Origin of the sequence: Capnocytophaga sp. H2931 (assembly GCF_002302535.1) — a bacterium.
GTDB classification, from domain to species: Bacteria; Bacteroidota; Bacteroidia; order Flavobacteriales; family Flavobacteriaceae; genus Capnocytophaga; species Capnocytophaga canis.
In genome coordinates this window covers 171,985-196,002 of sequence record NZ_CP022381.1, presented here as the reverse complement: position 1 = coordinate 196,002, position 24,018 = coordinate 171,985, and the positions used below count along the sequence as shown (strand labels likewise).

Below are 24,018 nucleotides of genomic sequence, written 5' to 3'. Positions count from 1 at the left end.
GTTTTAACAATAAATAGAAATTCCTCAGAAAAGATATAAAATGGATTTTTCCCTAAGAATAGTTGTAGTGTTTTGAATATTTTGATAAAAAACACTAGAAAATAAGTACCTTAGTAGGACTATTAAATCATTTAAAATTAAAACATCTAAATAATTTTGGAGAGCTTAGAATATAACACAGAACGTACCCCTTTAATCATTCCTGAATATGGTCGACATATCCAGAAAATGATTGAGAAGGCAATTCATATCGAAGACCGAGAAGAACGCAACAATACCGCCAAAGGAATTATTGCAGTAATGGGAAATCTAAATCCACATTTAAGAGATGTGCCTGACTTCCAACATAAATTATGGGATCAACTTTTCATCATGTCGGGATTTCAGCTGGATGTAGATTCTCCTTTTGAACGTCCAACAGAAGCTGTTTTAGTACGACACCCTGACAGGTTGAACTACCCCCAAAGTCATCCAAAATATCGTTTTTACGGTAACAATATCAAAAAAATGATTGATGTTTGTGTGCGTTGGGAAGAAAGTGATTTAAAAACAGCATTGAAATTCTCAATAGCGAATCATATGAAAAAAAGTTACTTAAATTGGAATAAAGAAACTGTTGAGGACGAAGTAATCTTCCAACATCTGTATGAATTAAGCAATGGGCAGATTGATTTAAAGCAAGATAAAGAAGATTTAACAACCAGTCAGGAATTGATTAAAACAAAACAGAATCTGACCAGAAAAAATACATCTCAAAACAATAAAAAAGGAGCTACAAATCATAAAAAAACAAAATAAGTATGGGAATTTTTAAAATTGAAGGGGGGCATCAGCTTAAGGGTGAAATTACTCCACAAGGTGCTAAGAATGAAGCACTACAGATTTTATGTGCTGTACTGCTCACCGATGAAAAAGTGACCATTCACAATATACCAGATATTTTAGACATCAATAAATTGATGTCATTACTTGAAAACTTAGGAGTGAAAACTCAAAAATTAGGAAAAGGATCATATAGTTTCCAAGCCGATGAAATCAATATCAACTACTTGGAATCCATGGCATTTCACTCTGAAGGACAAAGTTTACGAGGGTCTATAATGATTGTTGGGCCTCTTTTAACACGTTTTGGTGTGGCATATATTCCGCAACCAGGAGGTGACAAAATAGGTCGAAGACGTTTAGATACCCACTTTGAAGGGTTTATAAAATTAGGAGCTGACTTCAAATATGATTCTGACAATCACATATATAGCGTAAAAGCAAATGGACTCACAGGAACGGATATGCTATTAGACGAGGCTTCGGTTACGGGAACGTCGAATATAATTATGGCAGCAGTCTTAGCTAAAGGAACTACCACGATTTACAATGCCGCTTGCGAACCCTACGTACAACAACTGTGTCGTATGTTAAACAATATGGGGGCTGACATTCAGGGTATTGGTTCTAATTTTATTACTATCAACGGAGTAGAAAAACTATCGGGATGCACACATACTATATTGCCGGACATGATTGAAATAGGTAGCTGGATTGGACTTGCAGCCATGACTCAAAGCGAAATTACAATTAAAAACGTAGGCTGGGAGCATTTAGGATTGATTCCCAACGTATTCCGTAAGTTAGGTATTAAATTAGAGCGCCAAGGTGATGATATTTATATTCCTGCCCACAAAGATGGGTATGAAATTCAAAGTTATATTGATGGCTCTATTCTGACAGTTGCTGATGCTCCTTGGCCTGGATTTACGCCTGATTTACTGAGTATCGTTTTAGTAGTTGCTACCCAAGCTCGTGGGGAGGTACTTATTCACCAAAAAATGTTCGAAAGTCGCTTGTTTTTCATTGATAAACTTATTGATATGGGGGCAAAAATTATTCTGTGTGACCCGCATCGAGCTACTGTCATAGGTAACGATTTCAAATCACCCTTACGAGCCACATTGATGACTTCACCCGACATACGTGCTGGAATTGCCTTGCTTATCGCAGCACTTTCTGCCAAAGGAACGTCAATTATCTATAACATTGAACAAATTGACCGAGGTTACGAAGATATCGATGAACGATTACGTTCCTTAGGAGCTAAAATCATACGTGTAAACTAAAATATAAAAAGATGCTCATTATAGGAATTGCAGGAGGAACGGGATGTGGAAAAACAACCGTTGTAAATCAAATTGTTAGTGAATTATCCCAAGAAGTAAGTGTCATTTCACAGGATTCTTACTATCGGGAAATGAGTCATTTGCCTTATACCGAAAGGGTAAAAACAAACTTTGACCACCCCGATTCTATCGATTTTGATTTACTAAAACAACATTTGATATCTCTAAAATCAGGAATACCAGTGGAAAGTCCCGTCTATTCTTTCGTTGAACACAACAGAACAGGCGAAACGGTACTGATAAAACCAACTAAAGTAGTCATTGTAGAGGGAATTTTAATTTTTTCACGTGCTGATATCCGTGAGTTGTTCGATATTAAGATTTATGTACATGCCGACCCTGATGAACGACTTATCCGACGTATTAAACGCGACATTACCGAACGAGGACGCGACGTAGAAGAGGTGTTGAACCGCTATCAAACCACTCTCAAACCGATGCACTTGAAGTTTATTGAACCAGTAAAAGAATATGCAGACATTATAATACCTAATAATAGACGTAATTTCGTAGCTATTGACATCATTAAAACCATTGTACATAATCGCATCTTAGCAAATTAAATGAAAAAAACTATTTTTCAATACATTTCATTTCTCAAAGGATATAGACTGTATGTCTTTATTCTGTTTTGTTTTTTCTTTTGGATGGCTTTTTTTGATTCTAATTCTTTACTCACACACCGTGAATTGAATAAGGAAATTCATAAATTGAATCGACAAAAACAGTTTCTACAAAAGGAAATTGAAAAAGATAAAGAAATGCTATTGATTTTAGATACCGATGAAGGTCGTGAACGTTTGGGACGAGAAGAGTACTACCTGAAACACGACAATGAGGATGTTTATATTATTGAGCATGACACTATTGATTAATAAAATATTACGAAGTTATTTTACATATAGTCTATGAATTTTGGTATTATCATCCCCGCTCATAACGAAGCTAATTACATTGCACAAACTTTGGAATCATTGTTTAATCAAACGCTATTACCAACACAAATTATCGTAGTAGATGACGCTTCAACGGATGAAACCCCATTAATTTTAGATAAAATACGTCGGAAAAATCCTATTTTAGAAGTTATTCGCAAAGAAAATACAGGAAAACACCTTCCTGGTAGCAAAGTAGTACAAACCTTCAATACAGGACTACCTTTTTTGCGCAAAGATATTGATATAATCTGCAAGTTTGATGCAGATTTAGTGTTTCCTACAGATTATTTAGCTACTCTACAACGACATTTCCTTGAAAACTCACAATTAGGCATGTGCGGGGGATTTTGTTATATTGAAAAAAACGGCACTTGGGAATTAGAAAATCTGACCAACAGGGATCATTTACGAGGAGCTTTAAAAGCATATCGGAAAGATTGTTTTTCGAACATAGGTGGACTGCCTCCTGCTATGGGTTGGGACACTATCGATGAGTTACTTGCTCGTTATTTCGGATGGGAAGTATGTACTGATTCATCACTGAAAGTCAAACATTTAAAACCTACAGGAACGAGTTACACTCTCCAAGCTCGTCTGCTACAAGGCGGTGTTTTCTATCGCCTCCGCTATGGATTTTGGTTATCACTCTTAGCTTCTGCTAAATTAGCATCGAAAAAAAGAAAATGGCAACTTTTTAAAGATTATCTACAAGGTTATTTTAATGCCAAACGTGAAAAACAACCATACTTGGTAACCTACAAACAAGGTCAGTGGATTCGCAACTATCGATGGAAAGGGGTTTGGAAACAATTATTGAAAATCAAATCATAAAATTGTACAAAATCTCTCTAAACGTTGTATTTATTTATGTTTTTAATCTCTTATTTGATTTTTTTTCATCTTTTGTTGTAAACAAATACTTTTTTTGTAATTTTGTCGCCTGAAAAATTATTACTTTACTATATGACACAAATCAAAAACATCGCAATCATTGCCCACGTTGACCACGGAAAAACCACTTTGGTAGATAAAATACTACACCACTGTGCGTTGTTCAGAGAAAATCAAGAGTCGGGAGAATTGATTTTGGACAACAACGACATTGAACGCGAACGCGGAATTACTATTCTTTCTAAAAATGTTTCCGTGAATTATAAAGGAACAAAAATCAATATCATAGACACTCCAGGACACGCCGATTTCGGTGGTGAGGTGGAACGTGTGCTTAATATGGCGGACGGAGTGCTTCTTTTGGTAGATGCTTTTGAAGGTCCAATGCCACAAACGCGTTTCGTGCTTCAAAAAGCTATCGAAATGAAACTCAAACCTATCGTGGTTGTAAACAAAGTAGATAAGGAGAATTGTACCCCTGATGAAGTTCACGAAAAAGTGTTCGACCTAATGTTTGAACTCGGTGCCGAAGAATGGCAGTTGGATTTCCCTACCGTGTATGGTTCTGCCAAAAACAATTGGATGTCAGAAGATTGGAAAAACCAAACCGATTCTATCGACCCGCTTTTAGATATGGTTATCAAGCATATTCCATCGCCCAAAGTAGAGGAAGGAACCACACAAATGCTTATCACTTCTTTAGACTATTCTTCTTTTACAGGTCGAATTGCTATCGGGCGTTTGCAACGTGGTGTGCTAAAAAGCGGAATGAATGTTTCGTTGGTAAAACGCGACGGAACTATCACAAAATCAAAAATTAAGGAATTACACACTTTTGACGGATTAGGACGTAAAAAAATCGATGAAGTACAAGCGGGTGACATCTGTGCCATCGCAGGACTAGAAGGTTTTGACATCGGTGACACCATTGCCGATTTTGAAAATCCAGAAGCCTTGCCTACCATCGCCATTGATGAGCCTACAATGAGTATGTTATTCACTATCAACGATTCTCCTTTCTTCGGAAAAGAAGGAAAATTCGTAACTTCACGCCATATTAAGGAGCGTTTGGAGAAAGAATTGGAGAAAAATCTTGCCCTTCGCGTAGAACCTACCGATAGTGCCGACAAATTTATGGTTTTCGGACGTGGTGTATTGCACCTTTCAGTACTTATCGAAACGATGCGTCGTGAAGGTTATGAATTACAAATCGGTCAGCCACAGGTAATTATAAAAGAGATCGATGGAGTGAAATGCGAACCCGTTGAAGAATTGACCATCGACCTACCTGAAAATCTATCAGGAAGAGCTGTAGAGTTCGTAACTCTTCGTAAAGGTGAAATGTTGTCAATGACTCCGAAAGGCGAACGAATGGTTATTGAGTTCATCATTCCATCACGAGGGATTATAGGTCTTCGTAATCAAATACTTACTGCTACTGCTGGAGAAGCCATTATGGCACATCGTTTCTTGGAATACCAACCTTACAAAGGCGAAATATCAGGGCGTATCAATGGCTCGTTAATTTCTATGGAAAACGGAAAAGCTATCCCATATTCTATTGATAAACTGCAAGATAGAGGGAAATTCTTCATCGACCCGAACGAAGATGTGTACGAAGGACAAGTAATAGGCGAAAATTCACGTGGTGATGATATGGTGGTAAACGTTACTAAAACCAAGAAACTCACTAACATACGTTCGGCGGGTGCGGACGACAAAATGCGTATTGCTCCTGCTATTAAATTCTCTTTGGAAGAAGCTTTGGAATATATCCAAAAAGATGAATACGTAGAAGTTACGCCAAAATCATTGCGTCTGCGTAAAATCTACCTAAACGAAAACGACCGCAAACGTTACGAAAAAGAGTTTAAATAATTGTAAGATTTCTTTTAAAGAAGTAATAAAAAAGCCGAAAGTATTGCACTTTCGGCTTTTTTATCAATATGATATGACTATTTTTGTCTGAAGTAAATATCAATTGGAACTCCTCTAAAATCGAAGTTTTCGCGTAATTTATTCTCAATGAATCGTTTGTAAGGTTCTTTTACATACTGAGGCAAATTGGCAAAAAACACAAATTGAGGCATTGGTGTAGGTAATTGCATACAATATTTAATTTTGATATACTTACCTTTGATGGCAGGTGGTGGATAACTTTCAATCAGAGGTAACATAATTTCGTTTAGCTTTGAGGTTTGAACACGCTTTGAACGATTTTTATAAACTTCCACAGCCTGTTCAATAGCTTTAAAAATACGCTGTTTGCTCAGTGCTGAGATGAAAATAATCGGTACATCAGTGAATGGAGCAATTTCTTTACGTATGATTGCTTCATACTCTTTCATCGTATTATTTTGTTTTTCAACCAAATCCCATTTATTTACCAAAATAACGATTCCTTTTCGGTTCCGTTCCGCTAACCAAAAAATATTAGAGTCTTGACCTTCAAACCCACGTGTTGCGTCAATCATCAGGATACACACATCGGCATGTTCTATGGCTCGAATAGAACGCATCACGGAATAAAATTCCAAATCTTCCTTTACTTTTGATTTACGACGGATACCCGCTGTATCAACCAAATTAAATTTGAATCCAAATCGGTTGTACTCTGTGTCAATTGCATCGCGTGTAGTACCTGCAATGTCTGTAACTATATATCTATCCTCTCCAATCAATGCATTGATAAATGATGATTTTCCTGCATTAGGTCGTCCAACCACTGCAAAACGGGGTAATTGCTCTGTTTCTTCATCACCTTCTTTAATAGGAAGTACCTTTACCAGGTCGTCCAATAACTCACCACTGCCACTTCCATTTAAACTGGATAGTGTATACACATTTTCAAAACCAAAGGCATAAAATTCGTGTGAATCAGCCACTCGATTGTTGCTATCTACTTTATTTACAGCTACAAAAATCGGCTTTTTTGACTTTCGAAGCAAATCAGCCACTGTTTCATCCATTCCTGTAACGCCATCTTCCACGTTTACCATGAAAATAATGGCATCAGCCTCATCAATGGCTAAAGTAACTTGTTTATCTATTTCTTTTTCAAAATAATCGTCGCTCCCTAAAACATATCCTCCTGTATCAATAACAGAAAATTCAACTCCATTCCAATCCGTTTTCCCGTAATGACGATCACGTGTAACTCCACTCACAGCATCAACAATCGCCTCACGGCGTTTTATTAGTCGATTAAAAAAAGTAGATTTCCCTACATTTGGGCGACCTACAATGGCAACTATTGCACTCATAATTTTGCTTATTTTTTGTGCAAAGATATAAAAATAATTAGGAAACGCAATTGGGTGGGCAAACGGAAAAGGTTCTCAAATTTGATTATCACATAAAGAAATGTAGCGTAATAAAGTGGGGGAGGAGTAGCAATAAAAAAGGCTACCCCAAAAAGTTTGCGGATAGCCTTTCTACGATTTCAATTGTTTTTACTTCTTTTTCCAAGCATTTATATTTTCTTGGATAGCCTTTACATAACCATCATTTCCTGCTTTTTGAGCTCTTTCCAAAGCTATTTCAGCAGTTTTGATAGCATTTTTATAATCTTTTTTGGCTGCTTGGATATCAGATTTCAGTTTTTGTACCCAATAAGCTGTAGGGTTAAGTTCCACCGCTTTTGATGACCATTCCAAAGCCTTGTCTAAATCTATATTTTCTTCAAAATAGAACATAGCAGCTCTGTGATAATCACTTGCTGTTGGGCCGTTCATTGTTTTTCCTATACTTTCGATTACGGCTTGTCGGGTATTTACTTTGATAGGGACTTTTACTAAGATATTATCCCATGCAAGGGTAAGCATGGCATCATTATTACGAATTTCATCAAAACCAATCGTAAAAGTTTCTACTTTGGGGTTTATAGTTAATGGTTTGACAACAGATTCTGCAATTACCTTTCCTTGATCGAAATTTTTACCTGGAGCTCCCCACAATTCTGAGTCAGCATATAAAAATACTTTCCATTGGTTGGTGTCAGGCACAGAATAAAGAGCATATTTTCCTGCTTTGACTTCTGTATTTCCAAAAGTTATTGGAGTAGAAAACTCAATAACCGTAGCAGCATTAGCTCCAGTACGCCAAATTTTTCCGTATGGAACCAAATCTCCGAAAATAACCCTGTTTTTCACTGACGGACGAGCGTAAGTTATCTGTACTTCCGTAAGTCCAATAGTCTGATTTATTGATGATTTAGGACTCGCGTTTGGTGTTTTTAACTGAGCCATACCCAGTTGAAATGTCAATAAAGCAACGATAGAAATAGCTATTTTCTTCATACTAAACTAAGATTTAATTATATTATTCCACAAAAATATATATTTTTTTGAATTTGAACTAATTTTTATAGCTATAATTTTATTTGATATTATTTAATATTATTTGCTTTGGAATTAGTAATTAAGTATAGATAGTTCATTGTTTAGTTTAAGCATTAATAATTTTAAACTGTAAATCATCATATATAATTGTTTTGTGTAACATTTGGTTTTTCTTCTAAATCGGGCTAAATAATGCCGAATTCTGCTGTTGTAACTTTCAACAGTATAAGTTTCCGCTTTAGTTTGCAGATGCTTTTCAGCAGGGATAAACTCTTTGTAGCTTTTCCAATAATCCGTACAATACACCTTTGATAATTCCATTTTTTATTTTGTTTTTGCTTTTACAAATTGGACAATCCATCTCTTATTTTTCTGCCAAGTATACAAAAACTATATTTAATAGCCAAATAAAGTAAAACGTGCTAAACAATATTTTTAGAGCTGATAATTTGAAAAGAAGCTGTCCGAAAAGGACAGCCTCTTTTGTTTTCTGAGTTTAAATTTTATTTTAGACTACCTACCATATCTTCTGGTTTCACCCACGCGTCAAAATCCTCAGGGGTTACGTATCCCAAACGAACGGCTTCCTCTTTCAGAGTAGTTCCGTTTCGGTGTGCTGTTTGAGCAATTTCAGCAGCTTTGTAATATCCTATTTTTGTATTTAAAGCGGTAACCAACATTAAAGAATTATCGACTAACTCTTTGATACGTCTGTGATTAGGTTCAATTCCTTGTGCACAATGTTCGTCAAATGACACACAAGCATCTCCTAATAATTCTGCTGAACGCAAGAAGTTTGAAGCCATCAAAGGTTTGAAGACATTCAACTCGTAGTGACCTTGAGCTCCTCCAACGGAAATAGCAACGTCATTACCCATAACTTGAGCAGCAACCATTGTAAGTGCTTCACACTGTGTAGGGTTTACTTTTCCTGGCATGATAGAACTACCAGGTTCATTTTCAGGGATTAATATTTCTCCAATTCCTGAACGAGGCCCAGAAGCCAACATACGAATATCATTTGCAATTTTGTTCAAAGAAACCGCTAATTGTTTCAAAGCTCCATGAGCTTCCACAATTGCATCATGCGATGCTAAAGCCTCAAATTTGTTAGGAGCTGTAACAAATGGATGTCCTGTGAATTTAGCAATGTATTCAGCTACTTTCACGTCGTATCCTTTTGGAGTATTGAGACCTGTTCCTACAGCAGTTCCACCTAAGGCTAATTCAGAAAGATGAGCCAATGTATTTTTAAGGGCTTTAAGTCCATAATCCAATTGAGCTGCATATCCTGAAATTTCTTGTCCTAAGGTAAGTGGTGTGGCGTCCATAAGGTGAGTACGTCCAATTTTTACTACATCTTTGAAGGCTTCAGCTTTAGCTTTTAAGGTGTTGCGAAGTTGTTCTACGCCAGGGATAGTTTTTTCAACCACCATTTTATAACAAGCAATATGCATTCCTGTTGGGAAAGTATCGTTTGAAGATTGCGATTTGTTTACGTCATCATTTGCTTTTAAAACAGGATCACCTTCGCCTATTTTCCCGCCTGAAAGTACTTGTGCACGGTTCGCAATTACTTCGTTTACGTTCATATTTGACTGCGTTCCGGAACCCGTTTGCCAAATTACAAGCGGAAATTGGTCATCTAATTTTCCTTCTAAAATTTCATCACAAACTTGTGCAATGGCATCTCTCTTTTCAATAGGAAGTACACCTAGATCGCAATTTGCATAAGCAGCAGCTTTTTTTAGATAAGCGAAACCGCGAACAATTTCAATAGGCATTGAAGCAGGTGCACCGATTTTAAAATTGTTGCGTGAGCGTTCGGTTTGAGCTCCCCAATATTTGTCGGCAGGAACTTTTACTTCACCCATTGTGTCTTTTTCAATTCTGTAATTCATTGTATTCTTTTATTTTATATTAAACGATTTTTTGGTTCTAAAACTCTACAAAGTTACTAAATTAAAAATAAAAAGAAGAAATTTTTTAAGATTTTTTTATGTAGCTTTTATCATATACATATTTACACTATTTCTGTTTGATATTCGCTCTCAGTGAGCAAAACTGTTTTATATCGAAGTGTTTCCTGTTTGATTATTTTCTGTTCAACATATTTTATCAAAGCATTGTAAGAGAAAAATATATTTGATACTTTTGTCGAAAACTAACGTAGAAATGAGAATAAAATTGATAAAAACATTGTTATTTTTTACATTTACAGCAATACTCACTGTTGGATGTAAAAAGGAAGTAGAGGAAACGCCTTACTTTACCCTTAAAGATTCCATAGAAGTTTCTAGAGAAGCGTCTTTTGAGTTTATTGAAGTACAAACAAATGTATCGAATTGGCGAATTGTAGTGCCAACGGAAGCTGCTTCATGGCTAACAGCCGTAAAGGAAAAAGGAGGGTTTAAAATTGCAACAGTCTCAAATAAGGGAGGAGAGCGTTCAGCAACTTTACAATTAATAGGAGAACGAGTAACTTACAATTTTTTGGTAACCCAGCTTGGTATATATCCAAATCCGGATAGCATAGAAAATGATTTGAAGTTGAAAATAGTTACAGGTTCTGCGTCTTCTTTTCAGAAGGGTTCCGAGATTGAAAAGGTCTTTGATGGAAATTTGAAAGGGGGTTCAGATGCTGAGATATATCATTCGGCGTGGGACAACAGAGCCTCTAATTATTTTCCGATTACCATCGAATTAGCATTGGAAAGTGCAAAGGACGTGGATTATATGATGTATTACCCGAGAACCAATAGCTCGAATGGTCATTTTAAAGAGGTAGAAATTTGGGTTAGTACGGAGAAGAAATACGAATATACAAAAGTTAAAGATGTTGATTTTGGTGGTACAGGGGCTGTGAGTCGAGTGAACTTCGGTGCAACCATTGTAGGAGCAAAGTCGTTTAAGCTCGTTGTTAAATCGGGACAAGGCAATGGGGCAGGATTTGCATCTGCTGCAGAAATTGAATTCTATGCTAAAAGAACCAGTAATTCTGATGCTCTTTCCATATTTAAAGATATAACTTGTTCGGAACTTAAAGAAGGAATTACCGAGCAAGAGATTCAAAGTATTAGCAATACATTTTATAAGAATATAGCTATGCTAATTAAAAACAATCAATATCAGTCAGAATTTCGCATACAGGAATATAGAGCTTGGGCTGATCCAAATGTAATTAAGACTAAAAATCGTATGCAATATGCCTATAGTAATCTTGATAATCCAACGGGAATTTCCGTGAACGAAGGAGAAGATTTGGTTGTTTTTGTAGGAGAAACCAAGGGTCAAAAGCTACAAATTAAAATAATGAACTTGGATAAACCAGGGGGAGATGGTTTTGACCAAGCTTCATATCATCCCTTGTATGAAGGTGTTAACAAAATAAAAGCAGGTTCAAAGGGACTTATCTATTTACAGTACCAAACTCCTAACTATGCAACAGCACCCAGAATTAAAATACATTTTGCAACAGGGAATGTCAATGGATACTACGATAAAACAAAACATACTGCGGTTAATGATTGGAATCGTTTGATAAGTGCTGCAACTAATAAGTATTTTGATGTAATTGGAGAACATGCTCATTTGTGCTATCCGACCGAAAGTTACAAGGCATACGCAACTTCTAAAGGAAAGGAATTGATTGATATTTATGATGAAATTGTGCGTCAAACCCATATTTTTGCAGGAACTATAGGCGAGAGAGCCATGACCAATAGAGCTTATTTTCAAGTGATGTATCACTCTTACATGTATTGTACGGCATATAGGACTTCCTATCACGAAAGTACTATGTCAACGGTTTGTAATCCCGATGTTTTGAAAACAGGGAATAACATTTGGGGGGTAGCACACGAAATTGGACATGCTCATCAAGTACCTCCTGTTTTTCAGTGGATTGGTATGACCGAAGTTTCCGTAAATATGAACCCTATGAATATCCAAACCGCTTGGAATACCCCAACACGTTTGGAAGTAGAATCCATGCAAGGCGAGGGTGGTTATAATAACCGTTATGAAAAGGCTTACAACATAGGTTTGATTCCAGATGTGCCAAATTGTGAAATTCCAGATGTATTCTGCCGTTTAATACCTTTCTGGCAATTAAATTTATACTTTTCAAGAGTGAAAAATGACCCTACTTTTTACGCACGATTCTATGAGAAAATGCGAACAATTGATTTAAAACCTACCTTGAAAGATGGAGAATATCAAGTAGATTTCACCAAAATAGCCTCTGAAATGGCGGGAATGAATCTTATTTCTTTTTTTGAAAAATGGGGATTCTATAAACCTGTTGATAAATCAATTAAAGATTATGCTACCCGACAATTGACTGTGACGCAAGAGTATGTTGATCAAATCAGAAAAGAAATCAATGTTTTAGGACTTCCTCCAATAACGGATAAGATAGAATATATTTGCGATAGCAATTGGACATATTTCAGAGACCAATCCTCCGTTATTAAAGGGACAGCTACCAGAAGAGGGACGACAGTGACCACCATTGGATATAAAAATGTGGTTGCTTATGAAGTTTACAGTAATAACGATTTGATTTATGCGACCAACAAAAATTCATTCGATTTTAAAAATACAGCGGCAACAAATGTAATAGTTTATGCAATTGCCTATGACGGCACAAGAACCGAGGTTACTTTTTAAATCAATCACACACCATCAGTTGTAAACTCCTATCTTGTAAAATTAAAATTCAGTATTCTTGATTTTTCTGCATAAATAATTTTTTATTTTCGAAAGAAATATTTACTTTTGCGAAATACTAAATAAAAAAACATGAGCGTATTAGTTAATAAAAATTCAAAAATAATTGTACAAGGATTCACTGGAAGCGAGGGAACTTTCCATGCTGAACAGATGATTGAGTACGGAACAAACGTAGTGGGAGGTATCACTCCTAACAAAGGTGGGCAGGTACATTTAGGAAAACCTGTTTTTAATACGGTAAGAGAGGCTGTTAAAGAAACGGGAGCAGATGTTTCAATCATTTTCGTTCCACCTGCATTTGCTGCTGATGCCATTATGGAAGCTGCCGATGCAGGAATCAAAGTGATTATTACTATCACAGAGGGGATTCCTGTTGCAGATATGATTAAAGTATCGGACTATATTAAAGATAAAGACTGTCGTTTAATTGGGCCAAACTGTCCTGGGGTTATCACTCCTGAAGAAGCTAAAGTAGGCATCATGCCCGGGTTCATTTTCAAAAAAGGAAAAGTAGGAATCGTTTCAAAATCAGGAACTTTAACCTATGAAGCAGCAGATCAAATCGTACGTCAAGGTTTAGGGATTACCACGGCTATTGGTATTGGAGGTGACCCAATTATCGGAACAACCACTAAGGAAGCTGTTGAACTTTTAATGAACGACCCTGAAACAGAGTGTATCGTAATGATTGGAGAAATTGGAGGACAGTTGGAATCGGAAGCAGCCCGTTGGATTAAAGCTAACGGAAATAAAAAACCTGTTGTAGGGTTCATCGCTGGAGAAACCGCTCCAAAAGGAAGAACAATGGGACATGCAGGAGCTATTGTAGGAGGTGCTGATGACACTGCTGAAGCTAAAAAACGTATTTTAAAAGAATGCGGTATTCATGTTGTAGATTCACCAGCTAAAATTGGGGAGAAAGTAGCTGAAGTATTGAAAAAATAAATTCTCAGAAGATAATGTGAATGAATAGGCTGTCCTATAAAAAACGGACAGCCTTTTTGATTTATAAATTTTTTCTGTAAGGTCTGAGAAGTTAATGAAAATCTATGGTTTCGTGATATAATTTTTATATTTTGAAAATCAATGATTTAATAAAATATTTCTTCAAAAAAATATTTTTTTCAGTTTATAATAAAATATTTTTTTGAAGAAATATTTTTTTTGAGTACTTTTGTCGCTAAAATTATACTGTAATGAAAAAGCATCCTTCTGAGGAAGGAAGAAAAATAAAAATCGTAAGAATATGAAATTCATTGTATCAAGTTCGTACTTATTGAAGAAATTACAAGTCATAGGTGGAGTTATTAATAGCAATAACACAATGCCGATACTTGATAATTTTCTGTTTGAACTAAGTCCTAATCTTTTGACTGTTTCAGCATCGGATTTGGAAACCACCGTAAAAGGTACTTTGGAAGTGGAGTCTGATTCAGAAGGAAGTATTGCCGTTCCTGCTAAATTATTGATTGAATCACTAAAAGCATTTCCTGAACAACCTCTTACTTTCATTGTGAAAGAAGGAAACCAGATTGAAATCAGCACAACAAATGGTAATTATCAGTTGACTTATTTCAGCGCCGAAGATTTTCCTAAACCAATTAGTTTACCAGAAGCAAGTAAAGTAAGTTTATTAGGAGATATCTTAGCTACCGCTATTCAGAAAACCATTTTTGCTGTCGGAAATGATGATTTGCGTCCGACAATGAGTGGTGTATTCTTTGAATTTAATGATGAGGGCTTGACTTTTGTGGCAACGGATGCTCACAAATTGGTAAAATACCAACGTACGGATATCAAAGCAACGGAAAGTTCCGATTTTATTATGCCTAAAAAACCTCTAAACTTGTTAAAAGGAATTTTAGCAGGAAGCGAATCGGAGGTTACGATTGAATATAACGAAAGTAATGCAAAATTCTCTTTTGATGATATGGAAATTATCTGCCGATTGATTGATGGAAAATATCCAAATTATGATGCAGTAATTCCGAAAGAGAATCCTAATAAATTAACTGTAAACAGATTACAGTTTTTAGGTTCAGCACGTCGGGTTTCTATTTTTTCCAACAAAACCACACATCAAATTCGATTGAAAGTTGCAGGGTCTGATCTGCAAATTTCAGCTGAAGATGTTGATTATAGTAACCGAGCTGAAGAACGTTTCGCATGTGACTACCAAGGGGATGATATAGAAATTGGATTTAACTCCCGTTTTTTGATTGAAATGTTGAATAATTTAGAATCGGACGAGGTCATGCTCGAAATGTCGTATCCTAATAGGGCAGGAATTTTGACTCCTCTTGATGGGTTGGATGTAGGTGAGAAAGTGCTTATGTTGGCAATGCCTATTATGCTAAACCAACAAGCACAATAAAAATAAATAAATTTTAAAAGCTGTCTGTAAAGGCAGCTTTTTATATGTTATTTGATAAATAACCTAGATTTGGAAAACGTTTTCGAGAAAAAAGAAGAAAAAAATATCTTATATTTAAGAAAAAAACTGTAACTTTACGTCCCAAAAAATAGAATAGAAAATAAAAAATAAATAAGACAATGTCAGTAAAAAAAATAGCAGTATTGACTTCAGGGGGAGACGCTCCTGGAATGAATGCAGCCATTCGTGCTGTAGTGCGTACGTGTGCATATCACAACGTAGAAGTATTAGGTGTGTATCGTGGCTATCAGGGAATGATAGAGGGCGATTTTGTTGAGTTGAATGCTCGTAGCGTTCGTGATACTATTAACAAAGGAGGAACATTTTTGAAATCAGCTCGTTCTAAAGAGTTTAGAACTCCCGAGGGACGTAAAAAAGCTTATGAAAATCTAAAAAAATCAGGAGCAGATGCGTTAATTGTTATCGGTGGGGATGGTTCTTTTACAGGAGCGTTGTTGTTCAATGAAGAATTTAATTTTCCAGTGATGGGAATTCCTGGAACCATTGATAACGACATCTATGGAACTAGCCATACGTTGGGGTACGATACAGCTTTAAATACAGCTGTTGAGGCTATTGATAAAATCCGCGATACGGCAAGTTCCCATGATCGTATGTTTTTTATTGAGGTGATGGGACGCGATGCAGGGTTTATAGCACTGAATACAGGTATTGGAGTAGGGGCTGAACGAATCTTAATCCCAGAGGAAAATACTACAGCCGAAGAATTGTTAGCTGATATAGAGAAAGGATATGCTAAAGGAAAAACTTCGAATATCATTATTGTTGCTGAAGGGGACAAATCGGGGAAAAATGTATTCCAATTGAAAGAATACGTGGAGAGCAAACATCCTGGGTTTGATATCCGTGTGGCAATCTTAGGGCATATGCAACGTGGAGGAGCTCCTTCGTGCTATGATCGTGTTCTTGCCAGTCGTATGGGAGTGAAAGCCGTAGAAACACTTTTAGAAGGAAAATCAAACTATATGGTTGGAGTAAATAACGATGTTATAGATTTAACACCGCTCGAAAAAGCCATCAAAGGTGGAAGCAAATTGGATATGGAGCTTGTTCGCGTAGCAGAAATTATGAGCGTATAATACAAAAATCATTGCCCTTGAAAAGTTATTTTCAATTTTTGAGTTTTAAGTAATCAAAAAACACAAATATTATGGAAATCACAAGTTTATGGCAATTGGAACCAAACGGGATTTATACCTAAACTGATTATTCACTTTGAAAATAGAAGGAAAAAGTAGAACTTTTCAAGGGCAAGATTTTTACGAGTTATACGAAGAGAGGTTGATGTTCAGGAATGTTGGGTAGTTCATTCTACTGAAAAAGCCATTTTTGTGTATGTTTTGGAAGATAACAAATATGGACTACTTAAACCTATTTTTGAAGGCGATGTTTTTTACTTCGGTGATTTTCCCGAATTTAGAAATAGAAGCAGACACAGTTTTTGAAATCTAATAAGAATGACTATACCTAAAGAGTTAAAAGAAGCGATAAGTCACTTATCATCAGCAGAAAAAGATAAGCTTATTTTCAGATTATTAAAAAAAGATTTGGTCTTGGCAAATCGGCTTTTGTTTGAACTTGTTAGTGAAGAATCTGTTGAAGAAAAGCGACAAAAAACACAAGAAAAAATAGAGAAAATTATCGAGCGAAGAGCTAAACATTTTTATTCGTGTGGAGTGCTTAATATGGAAGTTCGTGAGTTAAGCGGTATGATTAACGAACACGTAAGCATAACCAAAGATAAATTTGGGGAAATTTCGTTGAATTTATCAATGATTTGTAAAATTCTTGAAACTCATAAAAAAGATATTTTGGAACAAAATTTTAAAAAAGCTCAAAAATTTTGTACGGCAGTTATTGCCCGAGCATTTAAATTGCTGATTTTGATAAAGAAAATGCACGAAGATTATTTTATGGAGTTTCAAGAAGATTTACAAAAATTCGGAGAGCTGATTGCCGATAATCCGTATTTGATAAAATCGGCAATTCACAACGGATTGGATGTTCGTTGGCTCATTTCAGGAGAAATCCCTGATGATATTTCCAAAATACATAGAGAGATTAGAGATAAGGGTCTTCTGTAAAAAAAGAAACAAAAGAAAACCATCAATAGATAACCCGTTGCCATTCAGGAGTTGCTTTAAGTAATAGTGGATACTATCTCATTGCTCCTAAAAATGGAATAGAGTAAAAAAACAAGCAGAACAAAATAGGATATAAAGGTTTTTTTTGTGAAAATTTAACATTTAAAAATCGTATATTTGCAAGGATTAAAATAGTAGAAAAAGTGAGTAAAGATATCGTCACGCCCCAAGAATGGATCGCAAATTGGCAATCAAATCGGCGATTGACACGTAAGGTGATAGAAGCGTTTCCCGAAAAAGAATTATTTGAATTTTCAATCGGTGGAATGCGTCCGTTTGCAAATATCGTTGATGAGTTGGTTTATCTAACTGATTTGTCAATTAAACAAGTATCTGAGAATCAAGTTGTTGAATTTTCTGATTTTATGGGATATGCCGGAAAAACCAAAGCTGAAATTTTAACCCATTGGGACAAAACCACCGCTTTGATTCAAAAATTTGGCAAGGAAACATCACAAGAAAAATATCGTGAGGTTTTCAATATGTTTGGAATGTACAATTATCCCGTGATTGAGAATTTAATCTATCTACTTGAAAATGAAATACATCATCGAGGACAAGGCTATGTTTATCTGCGGGCTTTGGGCATAGAGCCACCCGCCTTTTATGGTGAGTATTAGGAATTAATTATCAATTGTTGAAAAACATTTTCAAAATTAGAAAAACTATAAAAAATGAAATACAAAGGCTATCAGCCAAAAGCCAATAGCTAATCGCTAACAGCAAAAAGAATAAATTAATAACAAAAAAAAATAATTATGTCAACATTAAAAATTGGAATCAACGGATTCGGACGCATTGGACGTCTTGTGTTTAGAGCGGTTTACGAAAGACCAAATGTAGAAATCGTAGGGATTAACGACCTTCAAGATGTAGAATACATCGCTTATCTTTTAAAATATGATTCAGTTCACGGAACTTTCAAAGGAAACGTAGAAGTAAAAGACGGAAACTTGGTAGTTGACGGAAAAGTGGTTCGTATCACTGCTGAAAAAGACCCAGCAAACTTAAAATGGAATGAAGTTGGAGCTACTGTAGTTGCTGAATGTACAGGTATCTTCACTACATTGGAAAAAGCTCAAGCTCACATCAATGCAGGTGCTAAAAAAGTAGTTATTTCTGCTCCATCTGCTGATGCTCCAATGTTCGTAATGGGAGTTAACCACAAATCAGTAAAACCAACTGACAACATCGTTTCTAACGCTTCTTGTACAACAAACTGTTTGGCTCCTATCGCTAAAGTTATCAACGATGCTTTCGGAATTGAAGAGGCTTTGATGACAACAGTTCACGCTACAACAGCTACACAATTAACTGTTGATGGTCCTTCTAAAAAAGACTGGAGAGGCGGTCGTTCAGCACTTATCAACATCATTCCTTCATCAACAGGAGCAGCTAAAGCGGTAGGAAAAGTTATTCCTGAATTGAACGGAAAATTAACAGGTATGGCGTTCCGCGTTCCAACAGCTGACGTTTCAGTAGTGGATTTAACAGTTCGTACTAAAAAAGATACTTCACTTGAAGAAATCAACGCTGCAATGAAAAAAGCATCAGAAGGAGAGTTGAAAGGTATCTTAGGATATACTAACGAACTTGTTGTTTCTCAAGATTTTGTAGGAGATAAAAGAACTTCAATCTACGATGAGAAAGCAGGTATTGCATTAAGCAAAAACTTCTTCAAAGTAGTTTCTTGGTACGATAACGAAGCAGGATACTCTAACAAATTGGTTGATTTGGCAGAGCACGTAGCTTCTTTATAATAGTATATTTCAAGGCTGTTTGGCGGAGTCAAACAGCCTTAATTTTTTAATTATTCAATAAATAAATTAGAAAAATATGATTTTAATTGTTGATAGTGGAGCTACCAAGGCGGATTGGACGGCACTAAATGACAAAGGAGAGCAATTGTTTTTTACACAAACTTTGGGCTTGAACCCAGAAGTTTTGACAGAGGAACTCATTATTGAGCGTATTACGACTAATAATGACTTATTCTCAAACAAAGATAAAGTTACAGGATTGTATTTTTATGGTGCAGGTTGCGGTACAGAGCGTATGACTTCGTTTATGGCTCGTACTTTGCAAACTATTTTCAGAACAGCCAAAATTGATGTAAAAGAAGATACTTTTGCTGCGGTTTATGCAACTACGCGTCCTGAAGATAAGGCTATTGTTTGTATTCTTGGTACGGGGGCTAATTGCTCCTACTGGAATGGAGAAAAATTAGTTCAAGCAGTTGATTCTCTAGGATATATTCTGATGGATGAATCCAGCGGAAACTTCTACGGAAAGCGTCTGGTTACAGATTACTTTTTCAATAAAATGCCCAAAGAATTAGCTCAAAAATTTGAGAAAGAGTATGATTTAAACTCAGATGTTATCAAAAATCACTTGTATAAACTTCCGAATCCAAATAGTTATTTAGCAACGTTTGCAAAGTTCATTGTAGAAAATAAGGAACACGACTATTGTCGAAATATTGTTCGTAATGGAGTACAGCTGTTTGTTGATCATTGGATTTCCCAATACGAGGCTCGTTATGAAGTGCCAATTAATTTTGTAGGAAGCATTGCTTTTTATTTGCAAGATATTCTAAAAGAGGTGCTTACAGAAAATAATTTGAAGTTAGGTAACGTATTACGTAAACCTATTGATGGGTTGGTGGCTTTCCATGTTAATAAAGTGAAATAGTCAAAATCAAATTATGGAATAAAGGCTTCAACATTTTTTATGCTGAAGTCTTTATTTTATTGCTAAAAAAAACGTTACCCTTTTACTCTTATAAAAATATGTTTTATATTTGCGCCAAATATAGAAGTATTATGTTAAAAATTAAACTTTTTGTTGTTTTTTTGTTGTTTATTGGGTCGTTTCATGTGTCTATAGCACAGACTGAAATGGATGTACAACAAATATCTTCAGTAAATGTAGATAACTTATCCGATGAGCAAATTAGAGCTTATTGGAAAAAGGCTCAAGATCAAGGTTATTCTTTAGAACAGCTTATTGTAGGAGTACGAACTCGAGGAATGTCTGAAAATCAAGCAAATAAATTGAGACAACGTATTTTGCAGTTATCCACATCAACGCCTTCTTCTAACCAGAAACAAATATCACAGCGAGTTGATTCAGAAGCAATTGGGTTTACTGGTCAAGAAAATAAAGACTCATTAGCGGTTAAAAATGATAAGAATAGTATTTTTGGAATGAATTTTTTCAAAAATCCTAAAATTTCGTTTACGCCAAATAGCAATATGGTAACTCCTGAAACTTATCAAGTAGGGGTAGGAGATGAATTGCTGATTGAAGTTTGGGGAGCTACAGAAACTTCATTTAAACAGGTTGTTGATAATCAAGGTAATATATCTGTTAATGGTGTAGGGAAAATTAATGTGTTAGGCTTGCCATTAAATCAAGTTAAAGCGAAAGTAAATTCTCAGTTAAAGCGTATTTATTCTGGAATTTCTGCTTCTGAAGGTAGCTATAACAAAATATATACAGGTGTAACTATCACTCAGGTGCGTACCGTGAGTGTCAATATTATTGGAGAGGTTGTTGTCCCTGGGACATATTCGCTAAGTGCTTTGTCTACAGTTCTTAATGCTCTATATGCTTGTGGTGGTCCCACTGAAAGTGGTTCATTTCGAGAGATTAAATTAATCAGAGGAGGAAAACAAGTTGCTATTTTTGATGTTTATGATTTCCTGATTAAAGGGTCGGAAAAAGGCAATTTGACATTGCAAGACCAAGATGTAATCATTGTACCTCCTTACATAAATCGTATTTGGGTTGAGGGTCGTGTAAAAAGAGAAGGAGCTTATGAAACGAAGGAAGGAGAGACTTTAGCAAACTTAGTTACCTTTTTTGGAGGATTCGAATCAGATGCATTTGTAAATACATTGGTTGTTGAACGTATTAAAGATGCTAAACGAGAAGTTCGTGAAGTTATGTTCGAAAACATAGCAAATTTTAAAATGCAAAATGGAGATAAATTAAACATCCATCCAATCACAGATGAATACGAAAACCGATTGAGTATTGGAGGAGCTGTTTACCAACCTGGTACGTATGAGTTTAAAGAGGGAATGACAGCTTTTGATTTATTAAATCGAGCTAATGGACTTAAAAGAGAAGCTTCGTTAGAAAGAGGTCTGATTTTCAGAACTTTGAATAGAGTTGATTATCAAACCATCAATTTTTCCGTGAAGGATTTGATTGAACAGAAGCACAATATAGCTCTTAAAGATAACGATAGTATTCATATCTTTTTTAAGGATTCTTTACAAATGAGTCGTTTTGTAAAAGTAGAAGGAGCTGTTAATAAACCTAAAGATCTTCCTTTTATGGAGAATATGACTATAAAGGATGTTATTGTACTTACGGGAGGATTGGCACAAGGAGCTGATGCGTCAACGATTGACGTTTTTCGTGAAACATACGATCAAAATTTTAAAAAATTAAGTCAAGAGTTTAAAGTAACAGAAGACGATTCGGACTTTATATTACAACCCAACGACATCGTTTCAGTGCGTTATCTTAAAGGTTATACTCCTATGCAATCCGTAAAAATAGAAGGAGAGGTACTTTATCCTGGTGTGTATAGCATACAAAGCAAAGATGAGCGCATTTCAGATTTAATTGCGAGAGCGGGGGGATTTTCACCTCATGCGTATATTGAGGGAGCTACTTTAATTCGTAAGAAATTAGATGAGAGTGAAGTCAAGCAAGAGCAGTTTTTGGATGAGTTGATATCTATTGGTAGCATTGGTGATCAAGATAAATCTTTAAAAAAGATAGAAAAAAAAGTTTCTGAATATCGTATAGGAATTAATTTACAAAAAATATTAGAAAAAAAGCATAGTAAATATGACTTGGTTCTTAATGAATCCGATGTGCTGTTGATTCCCTCTGAAAAACAAACTGTTGAAATTCGAGGTGAAGTGTTAGCACCTTCACTGGTTCGCTATCAAAAAGGGATGACACTTCGTGATTATGTGAACAGAGCAGGAGGGTTTTCTGATAGAGCTAAAAAACGTTCCGTGTATGTGATGTATGCTAATGGTGATATTCGTTCTACAGATATTTCCTTGATTTTCAATAATTATCCAGAAATTAAGCCGGGAGCGATTATTATTGTTCCTTCAAAACCTGAACGTCAACGACTTTCACCAGGAGAAACCATCGGAATTATTTCAGCCATAACCACTATGGGGGTATTGATTTATAACGTTATAACAAAATAAAATGGAAAGTAGTAAACAAAAAAAAGAAGATGAAATAGATTTATTGGAGTTAATCCGAAAGCTTTGGGATGCTCGTAAGTATATCTTAAAAGTTACAATCTTATTTTTCATCATAGGAATCTTAGTTGCTTTGTTTTCGTCAAAGGAATATACCGCAACTACACTGATGATTCCTCAAACTACTGATGGTAAATCAATTGGAGGAGGATTAGGTGGGTTTGCGGCTATAGCTGGAATTAGCTTAGGCGGAGCTTCCTCAGAGGAGGTTCCCATTACAGTTTACCCAAAAGTGGTTCAAAGTGTTCCGTTTAAAAAGAAATTAGTACAAACTCCTTTGAATTTTGAAAACATTTCAGAAAAGATTACCTATAAAACTTATTGTGAGGATCATGTAAAACCTGGTATATTGGATTATGTGAAAAAATATACTATAGGTTTACCTGGGTTGTTGTTTGGAAGCAAAGAAGAAGAAAACACTTCTGAGGAACAAAAGACCGTATTACAACTATCTCAAAAGGAGCGAGAAATTTTAAATAGCGTTGATAGTCAATTGTCAATTACAATCAATGAAAAAGAGGGTACGATTATGCTATCTTACTCAATGTCGGAGGCCTTAGCAGCTGCTCAGATGTTACAAAGTGCTCAGAATTTATTACAAGAGAGTATTACTGAATTTAAGACTCAAAAAGCAGTTGAAGAATTAGATTTTATTAAGGAACGCTATCAAGAAGCTGAGAAAGATTTCAAGAGTAAACAATTTGCTTTGGCTCAGTTTCAAGATAAAAATAGAAATCTTTTTAGTTCGTTACCTCAAACTCGTTTACAGCAATTACAAACAGATTATAATTTGGCTTTCAGCGTATACTCTGAATTGGCTAAACAATTAGAAAGCAAAAAGATAAAAGTAAAAGAAGACCAACCTATTTTCACTATTATTGAACCTGTGAGTGTTCCTAATGAGCGTTCAAAACCAAAACGACCGATGATAGTTGCTATTTGGACATTTTTAGGTATAGTGATTGGTATAGGAGGTGTTTTTATAAAAGATTTTATCAAACAGATTAAACAAAAGAAAGAAGCTTAGTAAGGCTTCTTTTTTTGT

General features: G+C 35.6%; 19 protein-coding genes and 1 pseudogene. 16 read left to right on the top strand and 4 right to left on the bottom strand.

The window, feature by feature from the left end; all coding sequences use genetic code 11:
* The first annotated feature begins 156 nt into the window (after positions 1-156).
* From CGC52_RS00835 to typA, 6 genes are all read left to right on the top strand, one after another.
* Positions 157-798, top strand: a complete 642-nt coding sequence (locus CGC52_RS00835; protein ID WP_042009637.1) for a DUF4290 domain-containing protein — start codon at positions 157-159, stop codon at positions 796-798.
* Positions 799-800: 2 nt separating this feature from the next.
* Positions 801-2,111, top strand: coding sequence for a UDP-N-acetylglucosamine 1-carboxyvinyltransferase (murA, locus tag CGC52_RS00830; RefSeq protein WP_042009640.1), 1,311 nt, complete (start codon positions 801-803; stop codon positions 2,109-2,111).
* Between the two features lie 11 nt (positions 2,112-2,122).
* Positions 2,123-2,734, top strand: coding sequence for a uridine kinase (udk, locus tag CGC52_RS00825; protein WP_042009643.1), 612 nt, complete (start codon positions 2,123-2,125; stop codon positions 2,732-2,734).
* A complete protein-coding gene (locus CGC52_RS00820) occupies positions 2,735-3,046 on the top strand; it encodes a septum formation initiator family protein (protein ID WP_042345305.1) in 312 nt (103 codons plus the stop codon).
* Positions 3,047-3,079: 33 nt separating this feature from the next.
* The gene (locus CGC52_RS00815) at positions 3,080-3,940 is read left to right on the top strand and encodes a glycosyltransferase family A protein (protein WP_095893162.1); all 861 of its coding nucleotides are present in this window, start codon (positions 3,080-3,082) and stop codon (positions 3,938-3,940) included.
* 132 nt (positions 3,941-4,072) lie between these two features.
* Positions 4,073-5,878, top strand: a complete 1,806-nt coding sequence (typA, locus tag CGC52_RS00810) for a translational GTPase TypA (protein WP_095893161.1) — start codon at positions 4,073-4,075, stop codon at positions 5,876-5,878.
* 77 nt (positions 5,879-5,955) lie between these two features.
* Here typA and der read toward each other — a convergent pair whose 3' ends face one another.
* The 4 genes and pseudogenes from der to fumC all read right to left on the bottom strand — a co-directional run bounded on the left by der (position 5,956) and on the right by fumC (position 10,241).
* Positions 5,956-7,263, bottom strand: a complete 1,308-nt coding sequence (gene der, locus CGC52_RS00805) for a ribosome biogenesis GTPase Der (RefSeq protein WP_042345299.1) — start codon at positions 7,261-7,263, stop codon at positions 5,956-5,958.
* Between the two features lie 189 nt (positions 7,264-7,452).
* Positions 7,453-8,298, bottom strand: a complete 846-nt coding sequence (locus tag CGC52_RS00800) for a DUF2911 domain-containing protein (protein WP_042345297.1) — start codon at positions 8,296-8,298, stop codon at positions 7,453-7,455.
* 114 nt (positions 8,299-8,412) lie between these two features.
* Positions 8,413-8,658: pseudogene (locus CGC52_RS00795) on the bottom strand (IS1 family transposase); the annotation flags it as partial.
* A 185-nt stretch (positions 8,659-8,843) separates the two neighbouring features.
* Positions 8,844-10,241 (bottom strand): class II fumarate hydratase, encoded by a 1,398-nt coding sequence (gene fumC, locus CGC52_RS00790; RefSeq protein WP_042006488.1) that lies wholly within the window; start codon positions 10,239-10,241, stop codon positions 8,844-8,846.
* A gap of 274 nt (positions 10,242-10,515) precedes the next feature.
* Between fumC and CGC52_RS00785 the strand changes: the two genes are divergently transcribed.
* The 10 genes from CGC52_RS00785 to CGC52_RS00740 all read left to right on the top strand — a co-directional run bounded on the left by CGC52_RS00785 (position 10,516) and on the right by CGC52_RS00740 (position 24,000).
* A complete protein-coding gene (locus CGC52_RS00785; RefSeq protein ID WP_095893159.1) occupies positions 10,516-13,011 on the top strand; it encodes a M60 family metallopeptidase in 2,496 nt (831 codons plus the stop codon).
* A gap of 132 nt (positions 13,012-13,143) precedes the next feature.
* Positions 13,144-14,019 carry a succinate--CoA ligase subunit alpha gene (gene sucD, locus CGC52_RS00780; protein ID WP_042006491.1) on the top strand — a complete coding sequence of 292 codons (876 nt, stop codon included), beginning with the start codon at positions 13,144-13,146 and terminating at the stop codon, positions 14,017-14,019.
* A gap of 301 nt (positions 14,020-14,320) precedes the next feature.
* Positions 14,321-15,448, top strand: coding sequence for a DNA polymerase III subunit beta (gene dnaN, locus CGC52_RS00775; RefSeq protein WP_042006493.1), 1,128 nt, complete (start codon positions 14,321-14,323; stop codon positions 15,446-15,448).
* Positions 15,449-15,627: 179 nt separating this feature from the next.
* Positions 15,628-16,608, top strand: a complete 981-nt coding sequence (pfkA, locus tag CGC52_RS00770; RefSeq protein ID WP_042006495.1) for a 6-phosphofructokinase — start codon at positions 15,628-15,630, stop codon at positions 16,606-16,608.
* A 378-nt stretch (positions 16,609-16,986) separates the two neighbouring features.
* Entirely contained in the window at positions 16,987-17,613 is a 627-nt protein-coding gene (locus CGC52_RS00765; protein ID WP_042006497.1) for a hypothetical protein, read from the top strand.
* 203 nt (positions 17,614-17,816) lie between these two features.
* Positions 17,817-18,293, top strand: a complete 477-nt coding sequence (locus CGC52_RS00760) for a DinB family protein (RefSeq protein WP_095893158.1) — start codon at positions 17,817-17,819, stop codon at positions 18,291-18,293.
* A 138-nt stretch (positions 18,294-18,431) separates the two neighbouring features.
* Positions 18,432-19,433 carry a type I glyceraldehyde-3-phosphate dehydrogenase gene (gap, locus tag CGC52_RS00755; protein WP_042006499.1) on the top strand — a complete coding sequence of 334 codons (1,002 nt, stop codon included), beginning with the start codon at positions 18,432-18,434 and terminating at the stop codon, positions 19,431-19,433.
* 76 nt (positions 19,434-19,509) lie between these two features.
* Positions 19,510-20,364, top strand: coding sequence for an N-acetylglucosamine kinase (locus tag CGC52_RS00750; RefSeq protein ID WP_042006500.1), 855 nt, complete (start codon positions 19,510-19,512; stop codon positions 20,362-20,364).
* 131 nt (positions 20,365-20,495) lie between these two features.
* A complete protein-coding gene (locus CGC52_RS00745; RefSeq protein ID WP_095893157.1) occupies positions 20,496-22,916 on the top strand; it encodes an SLBB domain-containing protein in 2,421 nt (806 codons plus the stop codon).
* 1 nt (position 22,917) lies between these two features.
* A complete protein-coding gene (locus CGC52_RS00740) occupies positions 22,918-24,000 on the top strand; it encodes a Wzz/FepE/Etk N-terminal domain-containing protein (protein WP_095893156.1) in 1,083 nt (360 codons plus the stop codon).
* Positions 24,001-24,018 lie beyond the last annotated feature (18 nt).

Bases quoted from the DNA above. Each gene is read 5' to 3' on its own strand.
- pfkA (WP_042006495.1), top strand. From the start codon at position 15,628: ATGTCAGTAAAAAAAATAGCAGTATTGACTTCAGGGGGAGACGCTCCT.
- CGC52_RS00815 (WP_095893162.1), top strand. From the start codon at position 3,080: ATGAATTTTGGTATTATCATCCCCGCTCATAACGAAGCTAATTACATT.
- CGC52_RS00800 (WP_042345297.1), bottom strand. From the start codon at position 8,298: ATGAAGAAAATAGCTATTTCTATCGTTGCTTTATTGACATTTCAACTG.
- CGC52_RS00750 (WP_042006500.1), top strand. From the start codon at position 19,510: ATGATTTTAATTGTTGATAGTGGAGCTACCAAGGCGGATTGGACGGCA.
- der (WP_042345299.1), bottom strand. From the start codon at position 7,263: ATGAGTGCAATAGTTGCCATTGTAGGTCGCCCAAATGTAGGGAAATCT.
- CGC52_RS00745 (WP_095893157.1), top strand. From the start codon at position 20,496: ATGTTAAAAATTAAACTTTTTGTTGTTTTTTTGTTGTTTATTGGGTCG.
- udk (WP_042009643.1), top strand. From the start codon at position 2,123: ATGCTCATTATAGGAATTGCAGGAGGAACGGGATGTGGAAAAACAACC.
- sucD (WP_042006491.1), top strand. From the start codon at position 13,144: ATGAGCGTATTAGTTAATAAAAATTCAAAAATAATTGTACAAGGATTC.
- dnaN (WP_042006493.1), top strand. From the start codon at position 14,321: ATGAAATTCATTGTATCAAGTTCGTACTTATTGAAGAAATTACAAGTC.
- CGC52_RS00765 (WP_042006497.1), top strand. From the start codon at position 16,987: ATGACTATACCTAAAGAGTTAAAAGAAGCGATAAGTCACTTATCATCA.
- CGC52_RS00740 (WP_095893156.1), top strand. From the start codon at position 22,918: ATGGAAAGTAGTAAACAAAAAAAAGAAGATGAAATAGATTTATTGGAG.
- CGC52_RS00785 (WP_095893159.1), top strand. From the start codon at position 10,516: ATGAGAATAAAATTGATAAAAACATTGTTATTTTTTACATTTACAGCA.
- murA (WP_042009640.1), top strand. From the start codon at position 801: ATGGGAATTTTTAAAATTGAAGGGGGGCATCAGCTTAAGGGTGAAATT.
- CGC52_RS00820 (WP_042345305.1), top strand. From the start codon at position 2,735: ATGAAAAAAACTATTTTTCAATACATTTCATTTCTCAAAGGATATAGA.
- typA (WP_095893161.1), top strand. From the start codon at position 4,073: ATGACACAAATCAAAAACATCGCAATCATTGCCCACGTTGACCACGGA.
- fumC (WP_042006488.1), bottom strand. From the start codon at position 10,241: ATGAATTACAGAATTGAAAAAGACACAATGGGTGAAGTAAAAGTTCCT.
- gap (WP_042006499.1), top strand. From the start codon at position 18,432: ATGTCAACATTAAAAATTGGAATCAACGGATTCGGACGCATTGGACGT.